Genomic DNA, 18,991 nt, shown 5'->3' with positions numbered 1-18,991 from the left:
TTCGTAATGCTATGACAACCAGATTCACAAATATATTTATCCTCCTATTGACGGCGGTCGTGTTCGCCTGCAACGACACGCTGGACAAAAATCCGCTGGCCAATCCCAACTCCGAAAACTTCTGGAAAACGGAGACGGAAGCCAATAAGGCGCTGATAGCGTGTTATGCCAAACTCAAAGAACCGATCATATCCAATGGCCCGGCGCAGAGCGGTAACTTCCTCTTTTGGGAGTCGCTGTCCGATAATGCATCCAATACCTCGGGTTACGAGTCATTCGATGTCGTAATGCGTGGTGAGCACAATTCGGCCACGACCGGGATTGTCAGCAAATCGTTTACCATTGGTTTCCAGGGGATCGCCGCGTGTAATTACTTCCTTGCGAACATCGACCGGGTAACCGCTACCACCGACGCCGTTCGCAACCGCATGAAGGGCGAAGCATTGTTTTTGAGAGCTTTTTACTACAATGACCTCACGCAGCTCTACGGCGATTTGCCTATTCTCCTGAAACCGGCAGAACTCGACGACAATATCCGGGAGACGCCCAGGGCATCCAAAACGGAGGTGGTGGCACAGATACTGAAAGACCTGGATCTGGCCATTTCATACCTTCCTGCGAATGCGTATACGGATGGGCGTGCGGTGAAAGGTTCTGCTATTGCATTAAAAACAAGGGTATTGCTGAACGCCGAGCGTTACAGTGAAGCCGCCGACGCGGCATGGAGCCTGATCGGCGATGCTGCCAACCCGTTCAAACTGGCGGACAGCTATTCCGGCGTATTCTTTGGAAACCAGGCTAATAACCGGGAAATTATGTTTTCCGTCCAGTTCAAGGCGCCGGACGACTACCACTCGCTCGATCAGGTAATTGGTGCGCGGATGTCGGTATTCCCCACGACGGAGCTCCGCGACGCTTACGAGCCGAACGATCCCCGCAGGAAAATGACCATTTTCGAAGCAGGCGATCCCTGGGCTTATAATCCGGCTGGTTTCAAACAAACCGGGAGTCTTGCCGAAGGACAAATCCCTTACACCGGTATGGCCTTCAAAAAATGGGTTAATCCGGCGATTAATAACGGATCGGGTTCCACATTGAGCGAACAGCATATGGTGAAGATCCGCTACGCCGACTTGCTGCTTATGTATGCCGAGGCGATGTTCGAAAGCGGGAAAGGAAGTGATGCGAATGCATTGAAGGCATTGAACGACGTGCGCGCGAGGCCGGGCGTGGGAATGCCTGCCAAAACCGCCCTCACCCGCGATGTAATCCGGAACGAACGACGCATCGAGCTGGCTTTCGAGGGATTGCGCTACAACGACCTGGTCCGCTGGAAGCTGGCCGACAAGGTGATCCCGCAGGTAGCCTACGATGCGAAAGGCACAAAAAGAAAGTTCAAATCCTACCTGTTGCCCATTCCGCTGGGACAAATGGACATTATGAAGGGAGTTTGGACGCAAAACGAAAATTACTGATAACAGAAATGATGTTTGGTATAAAAAGATTGGTGGTGCTGGTACTTCTGGCATCCACCCGGCTATTGTCTGCGCAAAATCTGACGGTCAAGAGCCCCGATAACAAGATTTCCTTCCATCTTTTTACAAAAGACGAATCCCTTTTCTACCGCATTTCTTACGAAAGTAAGGACGTAGTCGAAGCTTCGCCCATCCGCATGTCGCTGGATGAGAAGAGTATTACCGAGAAGGTCAGTATTGGTAAAGCGGAAAGCTACCGCGTAAATGAGGAATATCCCTGGAATGGCGCTCATTCCGTTGCCCGGAACCATTGCAACGGCTCGAAAATCAGCATCAGCCATGGGGCAATAAGGTATACCGCCGATGTGAGGGTATTTAATGACGGCGCTGCGTTTCAGCTGACCGTTCCCGGCAAGCCCGATGCCAAACGCATTGCCGATGAGGCAACGGTTTTCAGGTTGCCCGCAGGAACCACAGCCTGGTACCACGACCTGTACATGCATTACGAAGGCGAATACGTACGGAAGAGCATGGACACCGTGAAAGCCGGACAGTGGGCGGCGCCTTCGGTGACGTTCCGGCTGCCGGATAGCGAGCTCTACCTGTCGGTGACGGAGGCGGACCTTAAAAATTATGGTGGAATGGCGTTGCAAACCGACGGCAACAGGGGCGTGGTACTGAGGCTGCCTCAAAACCAACCCACTTCATATCCCTACAAATTGCGTTACAGCGCCGAGGATGTGCTCCGGCTGTCGCAGCCAGCGGCCATCACCGGAACCGTAACCACACCTTGGCGGGTAATTATGATTGCCAATGGGTTGAATGCCCTGGTTAACAGCGATATCGTTCATAACCTGTGCCCGCCGCCGGATAAGAAGCTATTCCCGCAGGGCATTAAAACTGCCTGGATTCAGCCCGGCTCCGCAGTTTGGAAATACCTTGACAATGGGGGTGAAGGCACGTTGGAAACGATGAAGGAATACTCCCGGCAGGCAGCCGAGTTGGGTTTTAAACACAATATTCTCGAAGGTTTCTGGAAAAAATGGCCGGATAACGACCTGAAATCGCTTGTAGATTACTCCCGCGAAAAAGGTGTTCACATCTGGCTATGGGAGCATTCGAAGGAGCTTCGCGATGCGAAAACCCGCCAGGCGTTTTTCAAACATTGTCGTGATTTGGGCATCAGCGGCTTGAAACTCGATTTTTTCGACCATGAGGCAAAAGAGGAGATCGACCTATACCAATCCATCCTGCGGGAAACAGCGGAGTTGAAGCTCATGGTGGATTTTCATGGTGCCAACAAACCCACCGGTCAGGAGCGTACCTGGCCGAATGAGCTCACCCGTGAAGCAGTGAAGGGAATGGAAGCCAGCAAGCTGAAAGACCGTGCAGGGCACAATGTTACTTTGCCGTTTACCCGTTTCGTAACCGGGCACGCGGAGTACACGCCCGTGCATTTTGGCGACCGCCGGAAAAACACGACCTGGGCGCATCAGATCGCCAGTGCAGCCATCTTTTCGGCTCCATTGCTAACCTATTCGGCCAGTCCGGAGCATTTGCTGGAGAACCCGGCGGTGGATATGATCAAAAGCATTCCTTCCGTTTGGGACGAGACGATTGTACTTCGGGGATCTGCGATCGGCGAGGCGGCCGTGTATGCCCGCCGGAGCGGAAAGCAGTGGTTTCTGGCGGTGATGAATGGCGCTGTACCTAAAAGCTTCGATATTCCGCTGAACTTCCTGGGGGAGGGCACTTTCAGCGCCTCGGAAGTAAGGGATTCGGCCGGGAATCCTGCGGGCGTAACGCTTGGAAAAGGAAGCTATGACAAAAATGGCAGCATCCGGCTGAACCTGGGAGAAGGGGGCGGCTTCATTGCAAAATTCGTACGCCCATGAACGCAATTTTAAGAACCATAACCACTTTCAGGATTTGCCTTTCGATTGTAATGCTCTTGGGCCTGCGGCAAGCGGCGGGGGCTCAGGAAATCTATGCAGGACGCTACAAGGCCGTTTTTACCAGCGTTCCCCGTAAAGTGCCGACTTCCAAAACGCCGGACGGGCCGCTGGCGGGAAATGGAGATATCGGGCTGACGCTGGGAGGCAACCCGGATAAGCTGCGGTTCTACCTCGGGAAGAACGATTTCTGGCGAGCGTATCCGGTCTACCCGGGCGGGGGCATTGCACTGCCCGGGTGGTTGGAAATCGACATTCCCGCATTGGCCGGTGCAGGTTATTATGCCGAACAAATACAGGACAAAGCGGAGATTGCGGCCAGGTTTACGAAGGGCAATCTTGCCGTATCGGTGAAGACCTGGGTTTCCGCGACGACCAACACGGTGGTCGTGGAGCTGGGTGCTAATGAAGCTTGCTCCATGCAGTTTGCATTGAAAGCGGCGGAAGGAAACACGTCTGTCAATGCGGAAGGAAATGATGCAGGCACACATTGGGTTACGCGCTCTTTTGAAAATACCCCATTGCTGGCATGGCCGTCGCATGTGGCGATGGCCGTGAAAGTAATAGGAACGAAGCCGGAGAGTGGCGGGAGCGTTACTTTGACGCCTAATAGCAAGGTGACGTTGGCAGTAACCATATATTCCAATCACGATGCGAAAAATTGGAAACAGAAGGCGATAACAGAGGCCAAGACCATGACGCCGGCCACCATAACCAGGTTGCAGAAGGACCATCAAGGCTGGTGGGCAAAGTATTGGGGCCGTTCGTCGGTGCAGATCGGTGACCCGTTTCTGGAAAAATACTATTATGCATCCCAGTACCTTTTCGGTGCGACCTCGCGGGCGGGCAAGTTTGCGCCGGGGATTTGGGGACCATTCATTACGAAGGATTCTGCCGCCTGGGGCGGCGATTACCATCTGAACTACAACTATCAGGCTCCTTACTGGGCCGCCTATTCCTCCAATCATATTGACGAAACCGATAATTTCGACAAGCCGCTGCTCGATTACATGGAAAGCGGCAAGCGCCATGCGAAAGAGCTGCTCGGGATCAATGGAATCTATTACCCGGTCGGGATCGGGCCGATGGGGCTGGTCACTACACGCTGGCCATTGACGGCCGATGAAATGGAGAAGCGATACGCTTCCCGTGAAAATACAATTGATGGAGGACTCAAATTCCTGGGGCAAAAGATCAATGCGGTGTTCAGTGTGGGCAATATGCTCATGCGTTTTTACAGCACGTATGACGCCGCGTATGCACGAAGAGTGTATCCCTACATGCGCGAGTGCGCGAATTTTTGGGAAGACTATCTGAAATTCGAGAACGGGCGGTACGTCATATACATGGACCATTATAATGAGGTGATGCCCAACCTTAAAAACAAAGGTCAATGGCGCCAGCTTCTCGGCGATTTCAACTCGACATTGTCGGTTGGATTGGTCAAAATGCTGTTCAAAGGGATGATCGACGTGAGCGGGTTTTTAAATGCAGACCAGGACAGACGGGAAAAGTGGGAACACATTGTAAAACACATGAGTCAATTCACGGTACGCGAAGTAGATGGTAAACTGAGCCTGAAAGGTGTAGAAACCAGCCCATCACCGATTCACAGCGGGGTGGAGGGGCTGGCCAGGGTGTCGATCCACGGACTGGTGCTGCCGGGAGGCGTATGCGGGCCGGTGACGGATTCTGCATTCAACCAGGTGTTGCTGAGCGACGTCGGCCGTTGGAAAGATAAAATGAAAGGACCGGGAGAATGGGCAAATACCCTTGGTAACGGCATCGAAACGTGTTTCCCTGCGGTCGTCAGGGTAGGCTATGACTCCGACGAGGTCATGAAGCAGCTTACGGATCGCATCAACCGGCAGTCGTTGCCTAATCTCTGGATTACCGCGGAGGGCGGCGGGATTGAGACGCTCGCGGCAGTTCCGCTGACGATCAATGAAATGATGATGCAGAGTTACGAAGGCGTCATCAGGATATTTCCCAATTGGAACAGAAGAAAAAATGCCCGTTTTGATCACCTTCGGGCCTATGGTGCATTCCTGGTCAGCAGCGGTTTGCAGGAGGGGAAAATAGGGTCTGTTAAAATGCTGAGCGAAGCAGGGAGGCCCTGCCGTATAGAAAATCCCTGGCCCGGTCATTCGGTACAGTTGCTCCGGAATGGAAAGAAGGCAGAGCATCTTAGCGGCAAGGTGTTTTCTTTCGAGACTTCGCGTGGGGAGCGGTTGGAGCTCATTAGTCATTAGAAATTATATTCAACTAATCTGATCTGCTATGAAGTCGTTGTTGCTGACCTTCTTACTATGCATTGTTCATTTAACGGTCCTCTCGCAAAAGAAACACCGTCTGTTAGTGATTACGGGCGGGCATGGTTTCGAGAAAGTACCGTTTTACAACATGATGGATTCACTGGGTAATTTTTCCTACGACCGGATCGAACAACCCAAAGGCAATGAACTGATCGCTTCGGCCGAGGTCGACCAGTACGATGCGCTGGTTTTTTATGACATGAACGATTCGATTACGCCGGCTCAAAAACAGGCCTATTTGCAGTTGCTGCAAAAAGGCAAGGCGATGGTTTTTCTGCATCATTCATTGGTTTCCTATCAGAACTGGGACGAATTCCAGCGCATTATCGGCGGCAAATATTACGAAAAGGCCACGATGGTGAATGGGGTGAAATCGACTTACCAGCACGATGTGACGATCCCGGTGAAAATCGAGAATCCGGCACACCCGATGACGCAGGGTCTCGCCGACTTTGAAATCTATGATGAGGTTTACGGGAATTTCCTTACGCAACCAACCATCCGGCCACTGTTGAGTACAACACATCCCGGAAGCTCAAAATACATTGCCTGGACCAATCCATTCGGTCGAAGTGAAGTGCTGTTCATTCAGCTGGGTCACGGGCCGGAAGCATTTGGCAACGCCAATTACCGGAAATTGCTGCGCCAGGGCATTGAATGGTCGATTATGCGACACCGGTAAAAATATCTTAAACCAAAAACATACTAACTAGTATGTTTTTGGTTTAGCTTTGCATGGAAACTCAAAAACCATGCATCAAATACTTCTTACCTTACACTCCATCAACAGATGGCTTGTCCTGGCAAGCCTTCTCTATGCAATCGGGATCGCCCTGTCCGGCCTTCGGTCGGGCAGGGCTTTTTCCGGTGCTCACAATGCGGTCAGGCACATTACGGCCACCATTGCGCACATCCAGCTATTACTGGGACTTTCGCTTTACATGATCAGTCCGGTGGTGAAATTCGATGTTGCCGAATCCGCAAGCGCCGGGCTTGTCAGCGAGCACACCTTTTTCCGGCTGATTCACATTGCTCTCATGGCTATTGCGGTGGTGGTGATTACCATCGGATCGGCCAGGGCGAAGCGCGTCACGCCGGACAGGGAAAAATTCAGCACTATGTTTGTCTGGTTTGCCATTGCCTTGCTGATCATCCTTGCAGCCATTCCCTGGCCATTCTCTCCATTAGCTGCCAGGCCCTATTTCAGATCATTTTAATTATTCACATCCCCATGCTTCACTTACTCAAAACACCCATCGGCAGACTGAGAATACTCGGGTTTTTCGAAGGCATTTCGTTGATTTTACTGGTTTTTATCGCTGTTCCGCTGAAATATTGGGGCGGTGAACCCGTGCTCGTTAGGGTTATAGGGCCAATTCACGGCCTGCTTTTCACGCTGTTCGTACTAGCCACATTGAGCGCCGCGGTCACTTATAGCTGGAAGTTTTCGGAAACTTCCTGGAAGGTCCTGCTTGCGTGTGTCATCCCATTCGGGACTTTTTACATTGACAAGTACATTCTCGCCCGTGAGCAATCTGTTTGGGATAATCGCAAAGATTAAGATGGCGAGAACGGGAGAGGAGCAGGGTGCAGGCTTGGCGGTTCTGTTCCCGCTGGCATTGGCATGCATGTTAATGCAGGCGTGCAACAATGGGCCGCAGACAATCAGTAATAATGTTTCCTTCAAAACCAGATTGTCGGAATATGCGTTGTTCAAAGGCCACATGCCGGATCTGGTACCGGCTCAGGATGTGGTGCCCATCCGGATTGGCTCGTCATTGTTCACCGATTATGCCGAAAAGCAGCGCCTCATCAGAATTCCGGAAGGCCGAAAAATGCGCATTCAAGGAGGCGGGCTTCCTGTGTTCCCGGATGGTACGCTGATTGCGAAAACCTTCTATTATTCAAAGGCCGGAAACTGAAAAAGACTGATTGTAGAAACCCGCTTGCTGCTGTATTCCGGAAGCAAATGGAACGTCGCTACTTACCGGTGGAACGAAGCGCAAACCGACGCTGAGCTGTTGACGGAAGGAGCCGCGGTGCCGGTCTACTTCGAAGACAGGTATGGGAAACGCCGGCATTTGGTGTACAAGATTCCGGCCCAAAAAGACTGCGGTACCTGCCATCGTTCAGGCGATAAGTTGGTGCCGTTGGGGCCTCAAATCCGTAATTTGAATATCCGTGTGGAAGTGGGAGAGAAGCATATGAATCAGTTGGCATATCTGGAAAAAAGAGGATTGTTAGCGCAGGCGGATGTCCGGGGACTCACTTCGCTTCCTGATTACAAGGATTCGTCCCTGGCATTGACGCCGCGGGCCAGGGCTTATCTTGAAATGAATTGTGCCCATTGTCACAGTGAAACCGGTACAGCCGCCAGTACTTCATTGGACCTGCGGTTTGACACGCCGTTTGAAAAAACGGGCATCGGGTATAACAAGGAAAATATGGTGATCCGGATGAATACGATGGGCGAGTACCATATGCCTAAAATCGGTACGACGACGGTCGACGAAGAAGGGGTGAAGCTGATCAGGGATTACATTAAAAGTCTCGCGGATTAATTTGGCCTGTAAAAAATTGTAGGTTTGGTGGAAAATTGATGAGGCAAACCCATGAAAAAGGCGGAAGCGACCCGGTTGACTATTCTTGAAAAAGCATTTGAGCTGATCTATGTGAAGGGGTACCAAACCACCAGCATTGACGATATCATCGCGACCACCAGGGTTACGAAAGGTGCATTTTACTACCATTTCAAAAACAAGGATGAAATGGGCCTGGCAATCATCAATGAACTTTTAAAGCCTACGCTCACCGGTAGTTTCATCGGGCCGCTGCAAACCGGCACCGACCCGCTGACCGCCATTTATGGACTAATGCATAGCCTGCTGATGGAAAATGAATTTCTAAAAGTGGAATACGGCTGTCCCGCCGCCAACCTGACCCATGAAATGACCTCCTGGAATGCAGATTTCAACAAAGCATTGAATGAACTGACCCAGCAATGGATCGACACGATGACCGATCTGATCGAGCGGGGTAAGACCAATGGCGCCGTTCGTAAGGATGTAAATGCGCGGCAGGTCACGGTGTTCGTGCTATCGGGCTACTGGGGCATTCGCAACTTCGGCAAACTGGAAAGGAGTAAAGAAGTGTATTTACCCTACCTGAACGAGTTGAAGCACTATCTCGAAACGCTACGCTGAGCTGCAAGACTATGGCGCGTTTCAGCGCCGCTACTTTGTTCTGTTTATCCTCAAACCCAACGACAAACCGAGCTGGTTAGGCCGTACTTTGATGCTATATTCGGCTGTCGGTACTTTGTTGAAATTATATTCGAAATAGGGGCCGATGGCCAGATCGGTGGTTTTGTTCACCGTCAGGATCTTTCCTGCTGAAATTGCACCCGTGACGAAATTCTGTCCGCCGGATTGGAGCTGGCGGGAATAGTCGGCACCGATTTGCGCGAAAAACCGTCCGGTACGCTTGCCTTTGAAATCGAATTGTTTTTTGATTCCTAGTCCTGCCAATTCCACTTTGCTCGTAACCGTCTCTGCTTTTCCCAACCGCTCGAAAACATAGCGATCGGCACCCTGTTCATCGGCTTTAAACTCGTCAATCGCGTAAATGTACTCTGCTTTCCAGCTGACGTGGCTGTAATGGAACAGCCATTGGAAACCCAGCGTTTGAAACCCGGCGCTGAGCTTATATCCCAGATTCGCGGTTGACACCGGAAATGAAACTTTCAGGATACGCGATTCGGCATTGGGCAGCAGGTAAATGCTCTGAAAAGTATTGGTTGCCGAAAGATTGAAAAGCCACGCAAACGACTTTTTGCCGGACGGCTGATAGCGCGGAAAATCGAGTTTTTCCCGCACGCGCTGAGGCTCCGGTGCTTGTGATGCCGAATCCTCCGCATTTACCGGATAGCTGATTTCCGGCATCACCAGATCAACAGGCAATGATGCCAGGCGGACGGTGGTGATTGCGCGAGCATTAATGTGCGCATCAGGGGTGTCCTCTACCTGAACGGGCAACGCGTACTCGCTCTCGTGTACGGGCAATGCATTGCTTTCAGCAGGCAATACGGGACCCGCGCCAGCTCGTGCCTTATTGAATGCCGGCTTCGGTGATTCGTTTTGAACATTGGCCGTTTTTTCCGGTGCTGCTGATTTCAGCGGTTTTCTGGCTTTTGGTCTGGCAGCAGTTGCATGCGCGGTATGTTTTGTCGTATGCGCTGGCTCGGCACCGCTGAGAACGATGCTGCCGTGAAGCGGTACCACATTGTCACTTTCTTTGAGTTTCTCGCTGGTTGCCCTGGGACGGGTAATCGACTGGAAGGAAGCATAGCGGTCGCTTATTTCCTTCACCCCGAAGCCCAGCAGCAGCAAAAGTGCCGCTGCTGCGGAGAGTAGTAACGGCCTTACCCTGGCCGGTTTATCCAGGGCTTCATATATTTTCTGGTCAATGGATGCACCAGGCTTTCTTTCAAAATTCTCAAAGGAATCGTGAAGGGCCTTCTGAATGGCATCGTTTAACTCGTCATCAAAAGATTTCATGCTGCTTGATCCCTTTTTGTTCCAGTTTTTTAATTAAAAGATTCCGCCCCTTCAAAAGTTGGGAGCGGGATGTTACCTCTTTAATGCCCAGCATTTCTGCTATTTCCGCATGTTTGTACCCGTCAATGAAATGCATGTTGATCACAATCCGGTAGCCGTCGGGTAGTTCGTTGATCGCTTCGAGCAGCAGGCTGATGTCCAGCTTGCTGAACAGGAGCGTGTAGTCGTTGTTTTCCCAATCCAGTTTTACATCCTCGTGCGACGTGCTCAGCATTTCCTTGCGCGTCACCTGGTTGTAATAATCGATCGCATGGCGGACCATAATCGTTTTGACCCAGTTGTCGATCGCCTGGGGGTTTTGAATGTCGTTGATCTTGGCGAAAATCCTTAATATCCCCTCCTGAAAAATATCTTCTGCCTCGGCCACGGTTTTCGCATAGCGGAGGCAAACGCCCAGCAATCTGCTTTTGTAGCGATCATAGAAAACAGCCTGTGCCCGCGAGTCCTGCCTTTGGCAAGCCTTCACGAGTTCCGCTAATTCCATTTTACTTTTTGTTTGAAATAAGGCCATTCGCAAGTTTTATCGAACCAGAGGCTGTTAATTGCTGACTGTTCGAAGGTCCTGCACGAACAAGCTATCTAAAGACATAGGATGAGTATTGGTCATAAATGATTTCCCCTGTGGTGGCGTTGACAAAAACTTCTCTCAGTTCATTAATGAATGTGCGTGTGCCTTCCACCCCGGATTTTTTCTGCAACACATACCGGACACTTTTCAGGCCGTCGAATTGCGATTCGAAGGCGACGGTGGTGGGCGTGGTGAAGTCCTCGTAGCCCTCGGTGACCTTGGCGAGCAGTTCCGCGTTACCCACTTCATTATTGGGCTTGTTGACGACACTTGATCCGTCGGAATTGCGGGCTATCCACAGCAGTTCACCCGCCTCGTTAAAAATAACCGGGTACAATTGCGCTACGGGATAGATGTAATAGGCCTTCCTGCCGTCGGAATCGGTAATCAGATTCATGGTGCTGTTAGTCAGTGATATAGCCTTTTGCTGGCAGAATGATTGAATGTTCCCCGGCAAATCCACTACATCCAACGCAATGATTTCGGAGGGAGCTTTCGCAGTGAGTTTGATAATATGCCAGTCATTGAGGATATAATAATCCATCAGGAATGGCTTGCCGTTGAAAACGTATTTCATCCGGGCGCCGTTATCGGTGGCCTTGTCGGCCAGCTGCACGCCGGATATTGCTCCGCCTTTAACTTTCAGCTTGTCGGTGAGGCCTTTGTACAATGTAAAGTCGGCGGACTCCCTGTAAACCTGGGCTACGATTGCCGTGGGGCTCACCTGTGTTTCAAAATTGGAAGCATTACTGACGAACCTTGCTTTCCATAATTTATCTTTCAATAAAGTTTTGAACACAAACTTTTCCGCATTCGGGTAATCAGTTTTAATTGCCGTAATGGTGGCTTCGGGAACGGTTTCCGTATCCGGTTCCTGCACATCGAAAACCTTATTGCAGCCTATCAGAAATGATAAGCAGATGATTGTGACAAAAAGTGCAATCTTTTCGAAGTTCATTAATATATAATAGAGCGTATTGCCGACTTGGTTTCATAACAGACAGGTTGGTCGGTGAAAAGTGTTGCCTGTGTTAACAGTTTTTTGAGAAATATTTTTCAAGATTCGAAGTGGTTGCGATTTTTCTCAAATGAGGCAACGTTTGAAATGTAAAAACAAGTCTATCAGTAAAGTCCGTAAATAACGCCAGATATCAATGAGATTTTTTTTGCTTTTCACGATAATGCTAATAGCTATTCAGGGGTGTAAATCTCCTGATAATTATATAGTTACGCCGGAGTCGGCCGTGGAATTGCCGCAATCAGTTCGGGACCTTGTTTACAAATCTTATCCGTCAGCAAGCAATTTGAAAGGCCTCTCGGAAATAGAAAAGGGTCGGGTATATGAGTTATTTTTTGAAAGCAATAACGCCGGTTATAATGCGATCGTCGGTACATCCGATATTCTCAGGGTGGATGCGACAGTCGGTGAAGCAGTACCGGACTCATTGGTTGCAAGGGTGCAGAGCTTGGCGATCCGGGGAGGTAAATTGACTAATTACAGAAGGTTGGTTTATCTCAATGAGCAGGATTCGTATGGTGCTGATTATGAATTGAATGGGTTGAGATATTTAGTGCGGTTCGTTAATGGAGGTGTAAGGCTTACCAGCTATGAAAAAGGATTTGTAACGAGAGAAATTCAGGATTTGCCCGATGTGATCCAGGAATATATTGCTGCCCGAAATAAACCGAACCCGGTATTTGTGAATTCGCTTACGAACCTTAACGAGGTGAGTCGCCAGTACATTATCAATAATAATGAATTGGTATTTTCTGATTGTACAACCACTATAATGCCTGACGGAAGTAAGCAATACATGGTTTCTGTCAAGTTTCTTGGAGCGACTAGCCTTCCTATTCTTTTTAAGGAAGACGGACAGGTAATATGGATCGGCGCCTTTAACAGGATACGTCAGTTTAATCAGGATTTCAACGGCGGACCGGGCTTTGGGCTACCTAATCTGACTTCCAAGGAAATTACCTATTTCCGTGACTTGCTCGCCGCATCTTCGCAGTTTATGGGCTTTAACCTCGACAACTTTGTTAATTTCAACAGTAGTTTCCGCAATGAATACGAAGACAACCGGGGATATACATTCGATCTCAGCAATGATAAGAACGAGCGCTGGTATTTGTGCTTTAACGGAAACAAGGAATTAGTATATTCATTATATTCTCATTATTGAATGTTGGGGATTGGTTTTGGAATATATAATTGAATAATTCAAACCAGAAACCGAGATAATTATCAGTCGTTTTCAACCGTTAAAAGGCAAAGCCTTCATACGTGTTATCCAGATATTTGTTAATCCTCTTCTTCTGTTCCCAATATGCCGCCGCGCAGCCGTACTACACGCGCATGCGCGGGGCTTTTGGAGCCGACGCATTTGGTATCGCTCCCAGGGCGGCGATTACCGCCGAAGCAGCCTTCGGTTATCTCAAAAAATCATACTGGAATGTTCAGGCAGGCCTGGGTATCATCACCAGCGCGCATTTTCGGAGCCCTACGGGTTTAGCCGCATTGACGCACTGTTTCGTACTAAATCCCTACAAACGCAGGTCGTGCGTTCCGCAGCCTGGAAGCTATCTCGTCGAAAGCTATTTTGAAGCCGGGTTGGGTGGTTTCCTCGTCGACCGTTACGACAACGGTATCTATTACGACAGAAACAAGCAACGGCTGCTGACACCCTCCGGCGTGGCCGGTTTCCGCTTTCATATTGTATCCCGAAAATGGATTTACATGCTCAAATTGCGCTACACGCCGCCGTTGCTGCATAATGCACTCGCCTCCCACGCAGGCGTAGGAGTGGGCGTGGGCTGGCGTTGAGCGCCGGAAGTGCTTGTTGCGGACTACCTTTTCTCTGTTAAACCTGTCATATACAAGTCGTATCCACCTTTGCCTCCCGGGCGGTCGGAGGAGAAGAAAACGATCGGGTAGGTGAAATTCAGCAAGTCGGGAATGATGGGGCGGTACTCGTTATGGGGAGTATTGATGCGGTCGCCCGCATTCACCGGCTCCGACCATTTCCCGTTCACCAAGCGGGCATAGTAAATGTCATGGCCACCTTTTCCGCCTGGCCGGTCGGACACAAAGACCATCATGTTATCCTGGAAATAGGGGCATTTATCGTCACTGTCACTTGAAAGCTCCTCCACCTTTCTCAGCTGAAACTTCTTGGGCGAAATCAGACTTTCTACCGTGTTGATCTCTCCGGTTACACGAGGGATCGACAGTTCGTAGATATCGAAATCCCCGTCGCGGTTCGAACTGAAAAAAATCTTATCTCCGAACCTGGAAAAGCTGGGATAGCCGTCGTCTTTGGGGGAGTTCAGGATATCGAACTTGAAAGGCCCCGAAATACCCTTGTTGTTATTGATCAGGTATTTGATTTCCATATTGCCTTCGGAATCGTCGGCGTAGAAAAGCACCAGATCCTTCGCATTTCCAAAAGAAGCCATGTCATATTCGAACGATAAAACCTTTGGTCCGTACACATTGAAATTCCCGTTCGCCCACGCTGCCAGGGATTTGGCCGGGTTGAACGCACCCAGATATCCCATGTTTACGGTATTGGTACCGTCTGATTTTTCAAGTACCGCGTGTTGTTTGTAGGAGATTACGACCGGGAAGTAAACCAGGTTCAGAAATTGTTTCTTCTCTCTTTTTGAGGAGAATATCAAATGCGATTGCCCCAACGTATTGGCTGGCAACGCCATATTGTAATCATCGTATTCGGAATTGAATTCGGTTAACGGCAGAACTTCGCTCAGAAATTCACCCGGCTTGTTGTTATATTCCTCGTTAGGGTCTGTTGAACAGCTGTAAAATAAAAATGTTACAGCCGCGATCAGTAGTGATTGTTTCATATAGTCGAATAAGTTGTCGATAGTTTACTTGTGACAATCTGCGTGACGGATTAGTTGCATTCGGATCGTCATCTCACGATTTTGATACATCGCATGGATTTTATTCTTTCCAAAACTCGATAGAGAACGCTGCTCCCGAAACAGACGTCGCTCGAATGCGTACATTCAGCATCCCGGCGAGCTCCTTCACGATCACCAGCCCGATGCCATGAATGCCCGGTCCGCTATGTGCCGATTCTGGATAAATGATTTCATTATCCCCATTGACCCAATTCAGGACAGTTTCCGGTAGTCCGGGGCCGGTGTCGGTCACAAGCAACCTGACTACCTCGTTTTCCTGACTGGCCGTCACGGTCACCGTACCCCCGGAGGTATATTTGTTGGCATTGTCGATCAGATTATGCAGGATGATTTTCAGCAATTGCCGGTTCGATTTAAGCAGGAGCGTTTCAGGAACATGATTGACAAACTTGTTTTCCTGAACTTTAAATGAGTCGTTGAAAATGACCGCAATTTCATCAACCAGATCCCGTACAGCAAACGTGTCGTGAGCCGCAGAACTGCCGGACATCTGCGATTTGACATAGGATAGCATATTTTCCAGCAACGAAAGGACCCTTCTGGAAGACTCGTTGACGCTCGAACCGATCATTTCCACCAGTTGTAAATCGCCATTTTGGATGAGGCCGGTTACCTTCCCCGAAGCAAATTCGATCGATCTCAATGGACTGCGGATGTCGTGGCTGATGGACGCGATCAGGTGCATTTGAAGTCGCGTTTGGCGCAAGAGCTCCTGCTCAGAACCTTTCAATACACTGAGTGTGTCCTGCAAGTTGCGCGTCTTTTCGGATACGCGTGATTCGAGAATCCTGTTCAATCGGTCAGCCTTTTTCAGGCGGCGTTTGAAATAGAAGTAAATGCCTACCAGTAGAAGGGTAATGATGAGTAATTTGAACGGCCATGTTTCGTACCAGGCGTACGGAATGATAATCGTGAATGTAGTCAGTTGCTCTGAGTTACGCCCAAATTCCGCATTTTTGCGAACTTTCAGGGTATATGTCCCTGATTCGAGGTTATTGAGGTGAATGGATTGCTGCTCATTTTCGATGGGGTACCAAATTCGCCTGGTTTCGGTTTTCCTGTCACTCGACACATTGTAATAGAGCTGCTGGTTTTCCCGGTTACCCAGATAGGGCGAAGACACGAACACCTGCACATTGCTGATGTCAGTCAGTTCGATTCGTGAGCCGCTTAAAGGGAGAGCTCTGGAATCAGCCTCAACACGGTCGATGAAAATTTTGGAATCAGGTACATCAACCGGGGTATGTTCAGGTTTGAAGAAAACCAGTCCGTCGATAGAAGGTAACGACACATAACCGTTTTTCAGGTATACCGCACAAGGTTGGCAGCCGCCATTGAATTCGTCGATGCGAAAGCCGTGTTTTTTCGAATAGCGGTGATAGTAAAGCCGGGTGCTGTCTTTATGAATTGTGAAATCAAGCAAGTCCTGGCGATACATGCGGAACAGCCCCGAATTCGTTGGTATCCACAGATAACCGTTTTGATCTCCGACGATACAATGCGCATTGGTTAGTATCTTATTTTTATCAACGGGAATCCTCGTTAGTTTGCCGTTTCGTAAAACAAAAGGTCCGTGCTCAAAGGTAGTGAACCAGAGCTCGCCTTTGCCTGACAAATAGAGGCTTTTGACACATAGGTTTTCAGTTTGGGGGACCATCGAAACTGTTTTCCGCCGCGGATTAATTTTAAACAATCCGCGACCGGTCGAAACCCAAAAGAGCTCAGGAGTTTCCTCTAAAATATAGGTGGTGCCATTGATTTTGCGGGTAAAGATATGGGCTGGCGCCCCCTTCTCTTTCGGATCGATATATTGCAGGCCGTCGAACCTCGTACCTATCCAGATACGCCCTGAGTTATCTTCGTAAATCCGTGCAATTTCCTTGCCTGTGTCCCATTTGCCCTTCAACCTTTTAGTTTTGCCGTCGAACCAGAACAGCTCACTGAGCTTAGTACACCAAATATCGCCGGTGCGGCTTACAAGTACGCTGTGCCGGTTCATCGGGAAACCATCGACTAATTGCGGAACATTATATGCAAGGTTTTGACCGGCAGCCGTCTTGCCAAGCACATTGAACGAGGGTGTCAGTGCGGTACTATCCGAAAACGCAATGTGCGAATAGAACACATTCGCCTCCGGTTCATTGGTATCAACGGTCAGCGTTTCGAAAATATGGAAGTCAAGAATGTAAAGCCCGTTCGTGAGCGTTCCCAGGTATAATCTTCGATGTCTTTCATCAAAGAAGACGGAAACGACGTTGTTTCGGTGAAAGTCGAAGTCTTCGAGCAGGAGGCTGGTTTGGATCTCCCCCTGGCTTCGCTGCGAAAGTAAATAGAGTTTTTGGTCCTGGTAAATAAATGCATTTCCCGATAGATCATGGGAATGAACAACGTAAGGTTTGGTCAGATCCAACTTCGGAGCCCGCGCATTTGCAGGTGTGAGTTTAGCCTTCCGCGGAATGTCGACTGCTTTGGAGTCTGACGCCACGAGCCTGATATTGCCGTGTCCGTCGTCATAATACAGATTTTTGCCCAGCCTGAAAATCCCGAACGCAGACAGCGCCTCTGTTGCGGAGGTCTTTTGTTTTTTCCAGTTCCGATACAAATCTATCCGCCCGCCTTTTTGCCATAGATAAAAGCTACCCCGCTCGTCCGGCAGCAAAAACAGATAATGAGAAACGGGATATCCGCCACGAAAACGGTCGGGCAAGCTCATAGTGTAAGACCAGCCGCTGTATTGCTCTTTGCCCTTTGGCATACGCGGGAAATGGGTTTCAAGTAAATGTTTGTCCAGCGCGGCGTTGCCCCGGGATATTTGAATATGGTCGAGGCGCTCGTCCAGCGCATATATTTTGTCCCTTCTTCCATGTAAGTCGGGGGCGAAGAACATGGCGAGGTCTGTGCGTGTGCCGAGGTCTTTTTTTCCGAATGTTTTGAACGATTGCCCGTCGAACCTGACCAGCCCCATGTCAGTTGCCAGCCACAAAAAGCCATCACGGTCCTCCGCGATCGCCCGGACGGAATTTTGTGGCAGGCCGTCCTCGCTTGTGAAATGGCGTAAGGTGTAGTTCGGGGTTTTTGTAGTTGTATGAGCGGCAAGCGGGAAAACAACCACCTGAAACACCAAACATAATAACAATCTAACGACTCTCGACACTGTGACTTGCGGGGGGATATTTAATACAAAGTAAGTGAAATCGTTCCGTTACTAATAATAAAAGAACGACAGGTAATCGTAAATACCCGCATGGGAAGTATAGAAATCATTCTATACCCTATTTACGAGGAAGCGATTGTATCCAAAAGTGTTTCACCCTACTTTTACCGTTGTCACCGGCTTATCCTTTTTACTCCTTTCTATCGCGTCCCGGACGCGAGCGTTACCTTATTGACCGGCCCATCGGCCCTACCATCATGAAGATTCTCATCATCGACGACCAAACGCTGCTGCGCACTGGAATGCGGCTATTTTTGGAAACCATTTCCAGCGATTACCAACTTTTTGAAGCGGCCGACCTGAAAACGGCCAGGGTTGTTCTCAGAGAAAATCCCGGTATCGGAATGGTGATTACCGAGGTGAAAATGGAGGGCCTGATTTCTTCGGAGATTATCCAATTGCTTAAATCGGTCAAGCCGGATATCGCCATTTTGTTCTATTCCGGCCTCGCAGAGCGGATTTTTGCCTTACCTGCGCTCCGTGCCGGGGCCGACGGGTTCATTATGAAACGCGAAAAGCCAGCCGACCTCGGCAAGGCGATTTCCATTGTGGGCTCGGGGGGCAAGTACCTGAGCGTCGAGTTGCAGGCATCACTCATCTCCATGATCGACTCAGACCGTCAAAAGGATGCTATGGAATCACTGGAAACCCTCTCGCAACGCGAGCGGATTGTGATGAATCAGGTGGTGATGGGTAAATCGACCAAAGAGATCGCATACCTGCTCAATGTAAAATGCAACACGGTAAGCACCTACAAGAAGCGCATCTACAAGAAAATGAATGTAACCGATACATTCGAGTTGTCGCAGAAAGCTGCGGGTTTTTAAACTAATAGAAATCTTTCTATGGTCTAGTTTTGGCTAATGCGAGCTAATACGACACAATTCTAATTAGTTTTGGTGCGGA

General features: G+C 49.6%; 17 protein-coding genes. 12 read left to right on the top strand and 5 right to left on the bottom strand.

Annotated elements, in window-relative coordinates; genetic code table 11:
• Window positions 1-11 precede the first annotated feature (11 nt).
• The 9 genes from CLV60_RS30410 (at window position 12) to CLV60_RS30370 (ending at window position 8,945) form a co-directional block, all read left to right on the top strand.
• Window positions 12-1,475: a RagB/SusD family nutrient uptake outer membrane protein gene (locus tag CLV60_RS30410; protein WP_106599178.1), complete on the top strand. Its 1,464-nt coding sequence runs from the start codon at window positions 12-14 to the stop codon at window positions 1,473-1,475.
• A gap of 8 nt (window positions 1,476-1,483) precedes the next feature.
• Window positions 1,484-3,370 carry a glycoside hydrolase family 97 protein gene (locus CLV60_RS30405; protein WP_211302296.1) on the top strand — a complete coding sequence of 629 codons (1,887 nt, stop codon included), beginning with the start codon at window positions 1,484-1,486 and terminating at the stop codon, window positions 3,368-3,370.
• Complete coding sequence (locus tag CLV60_RS30400) at window positions 3,367-5,679, top strand: glycosyl hydrolase family 95 catalytic domain-containing protein (protein ID WP_106599177.1); 2,313 nt, start codon at window positions 3,367-3,369, stop codon at window positions 5,677-5,679. The genes CLV60_RS30405 and CLV60_RS30400 overlap by 4 nt, the downstream gene beginning before the upstream one ends.
• 28 nt (window positions 5,680-5,707) lie before the next feature.
• Window positions 5,708-6,424: a ThuA domain-containing protein gene (locus CLV60_RS30395; protein WP_106599176.1), complete on the top strand. Its 717-nt coding sequence runs from the start codon at window positions 5,708-5,710 to the stop codon at window positions 6,422-6,424.
• A gap of 70 nt (window positions 6,425-6,494) precedes the next feature.
• A complete protein-coding gene (locus CLV60_RS30390) occupies window positions 6,495-6,959 on the top strand; it encodes a hypothetical protein (protein WP_106599175.1) in 465 nt (154 codons plus the stop codon).
• A gap of 14 nt (window positions 6,960-6,973) precedes the next feature.
• The gene (locus tag CLV60_RS30385) at window positions 6,974-7,303 is read left to right on the top strand and encodes a DUF3817 domain-containing protein (protein WP_106599174.1); all 330 of its coding nucleotides are present in this window, start codon (window positions 6,974-6,976) and stop codon (window positions 7,301-7,303) included.
• A 1-nt stretch (window position 7,304) separates the two neighbouring features.
• A complete protein-coding gene (locus tag CLV60_RS30380) occupies window positions 7,305-7,664 on the top strand; it encodes a hypothetical protein (RefSeq protein WP_106599173.1) in 360 nt (119 codons plus the stop codon).
• A 24-nt stretch (window positions 7,665-7,688) separates the two neighbouring features.
• A complete protein-coding gene (locus tag CLV60_RS30375) occupies window positions 7,689-8,303 on the top strand; it encodes a c-type cytochrome (protein WP_106599172.1) in 615 nt (204 codons plus the stop codon).
• A 51-nt stretch (window positions 8,304-8,354) separates the two neighbouring features.
• A complete protein-coding gene (locus CLV60_RS30370; protein ID WP_106599171.1) occupies window positions 8,355-8,945 on the top strand; it encodes a TetR family transcriptional regulator in 591 nt (196 codons plus the stop codon).
• A 30-nt stretch (window positions 8,946-8,975) separates the two neighbouring features.
• Here the strand turns inward: CLV60_RS30370 and CLV60_RS30365 are convergent, their stop codons facing one another.
• From CLV60_RS30365 to CLV60_RS30355, 3 genes are all read right to left on the bottom strand, one after another.
• Window positions 8,976-10,298 carry a hypothetical protein gene (locus CLV60_RS30365; RefSeq protein WP_106599170.1) on the bottom strand — a complete coding sequence of 441 codons (1,323 nt, stop codon included), beginning with the start codon at window positions 10,296-10,298 and terminating at the stop codon, window positions 8,976-8,978.
• Window positions 10,285-10,842: an RNA polymerase sigma factor gene (locus CLV60_RS30360; RefSeq protein ID WP_229211200.1), complete on the bottom strand. Its 558-nt coding sequence runs from the start codon at window positions 10,840-10,842 to the stop codon at window positions 10,285-10,287. The genes CLV60_RS30365 and CLV60_RS30360 overlap by 14 nt, the downstream gene beginning before the upstream one ends.
• Window positions 10,843-10,933: 91 nt before the next feature.
• On the bottom strand, window positions 10,934-11,884 hold the full coding sequence (locus CLV60_RS30355) for a hypothetical protein (protein WP_106599168.1): 951 nt from the start codon (window positions 11,882-11,884) through the stop codon (window positions 10,934-10,936).
• A gap of 346 nt (window positions 11,885-12,230) precedes the next feature.
• On the opposite strand from CLV60_RS30355, the gene CLV60_RS30350 reads away from it, so the two are divergent.
• Together CLV60_RS30350 and CLV60_RS30345 are read left to right on the top strand one after the other, a co-directional pair.
• Window positions 12,231-13,109, top strand: coding sequence for a hypothetical protein (locus CLV60_RS30350; protein ID WP_106599167.1), 879 nt, complete (start codon window positions 12,231-12,233; stop codon window positions 13,107-13,109).
• Between the two features lie 101 nt (window positions 13,110-13,210).
• A complete protein-coding gene (locus CLV60_RS30345; protein ID WP_146151624.1) occupies window positions 13,211-13,750 on the top strand; it encodes a hypothetical protein in 540 nt (179 codons plus the stop codon).
• A 23-nt stretch (window positions 13,751-13,773) separates the two neighbouring features.
• On the opposite strand, the gene CLV60_RS30340 is transcribed toward CLV60_RS30345, so the two are convergent.
• Window positions 13,774-14,790, bottom strand: a complete 1,017-nt coding sequence (locus tag CLV60_RS30340; RefSeq protein WP_106599165.1) for a TolB family protein — start codon at window positions 14,788-14,790, stop codon at window positions 13,774-13,776.
• 100 nt (window positions 14,791-14,890) lie between these two features.
• A complete protein-coding gene (locus tag CLV60_RS30335; protein WP_146151623.1) occupies window positions 14,891-17,992 on the bottom strand; it encodes a sensor histidine kinase in 3,102 nt (1,033 codons plus the stop codon).
• A 290-nt stretch (window positions 17,993-18,282) separates the two neighbouring features.
• Here CLV60_RS30335 and CLV60_RS30330 point away from each other — a divergent pair, with 290 nt between their 5' ends.
• Window positions 18,283-18,912 (top strand): response regulator transcription factor, encoded by a 630-nt coding sequence (locus tag CLV60_RS30330; protein ID WP_146151622.1) that lies wholly within the window; start codon window positions 18,283-18,285, stop codon window positions 18,910-18,912.
• Window positions 18,913-18,991: the final 79 nt, after the last annotated feature.

Source organism: Dyadobacter jiangsuensis, from assembly GCF_003014695.1.
Classification (GTDB): Bacteria; Bacteroidota; Bacteroidia; order Cytophagales; family Spirosomataceae; genus Dyadobacter; species Dyadobacter jiangsuensis.
Note: the sequence above shows the minus strand (reverse complement) of the source record. Positions and strands in the feature narration are given on the sequence as shown.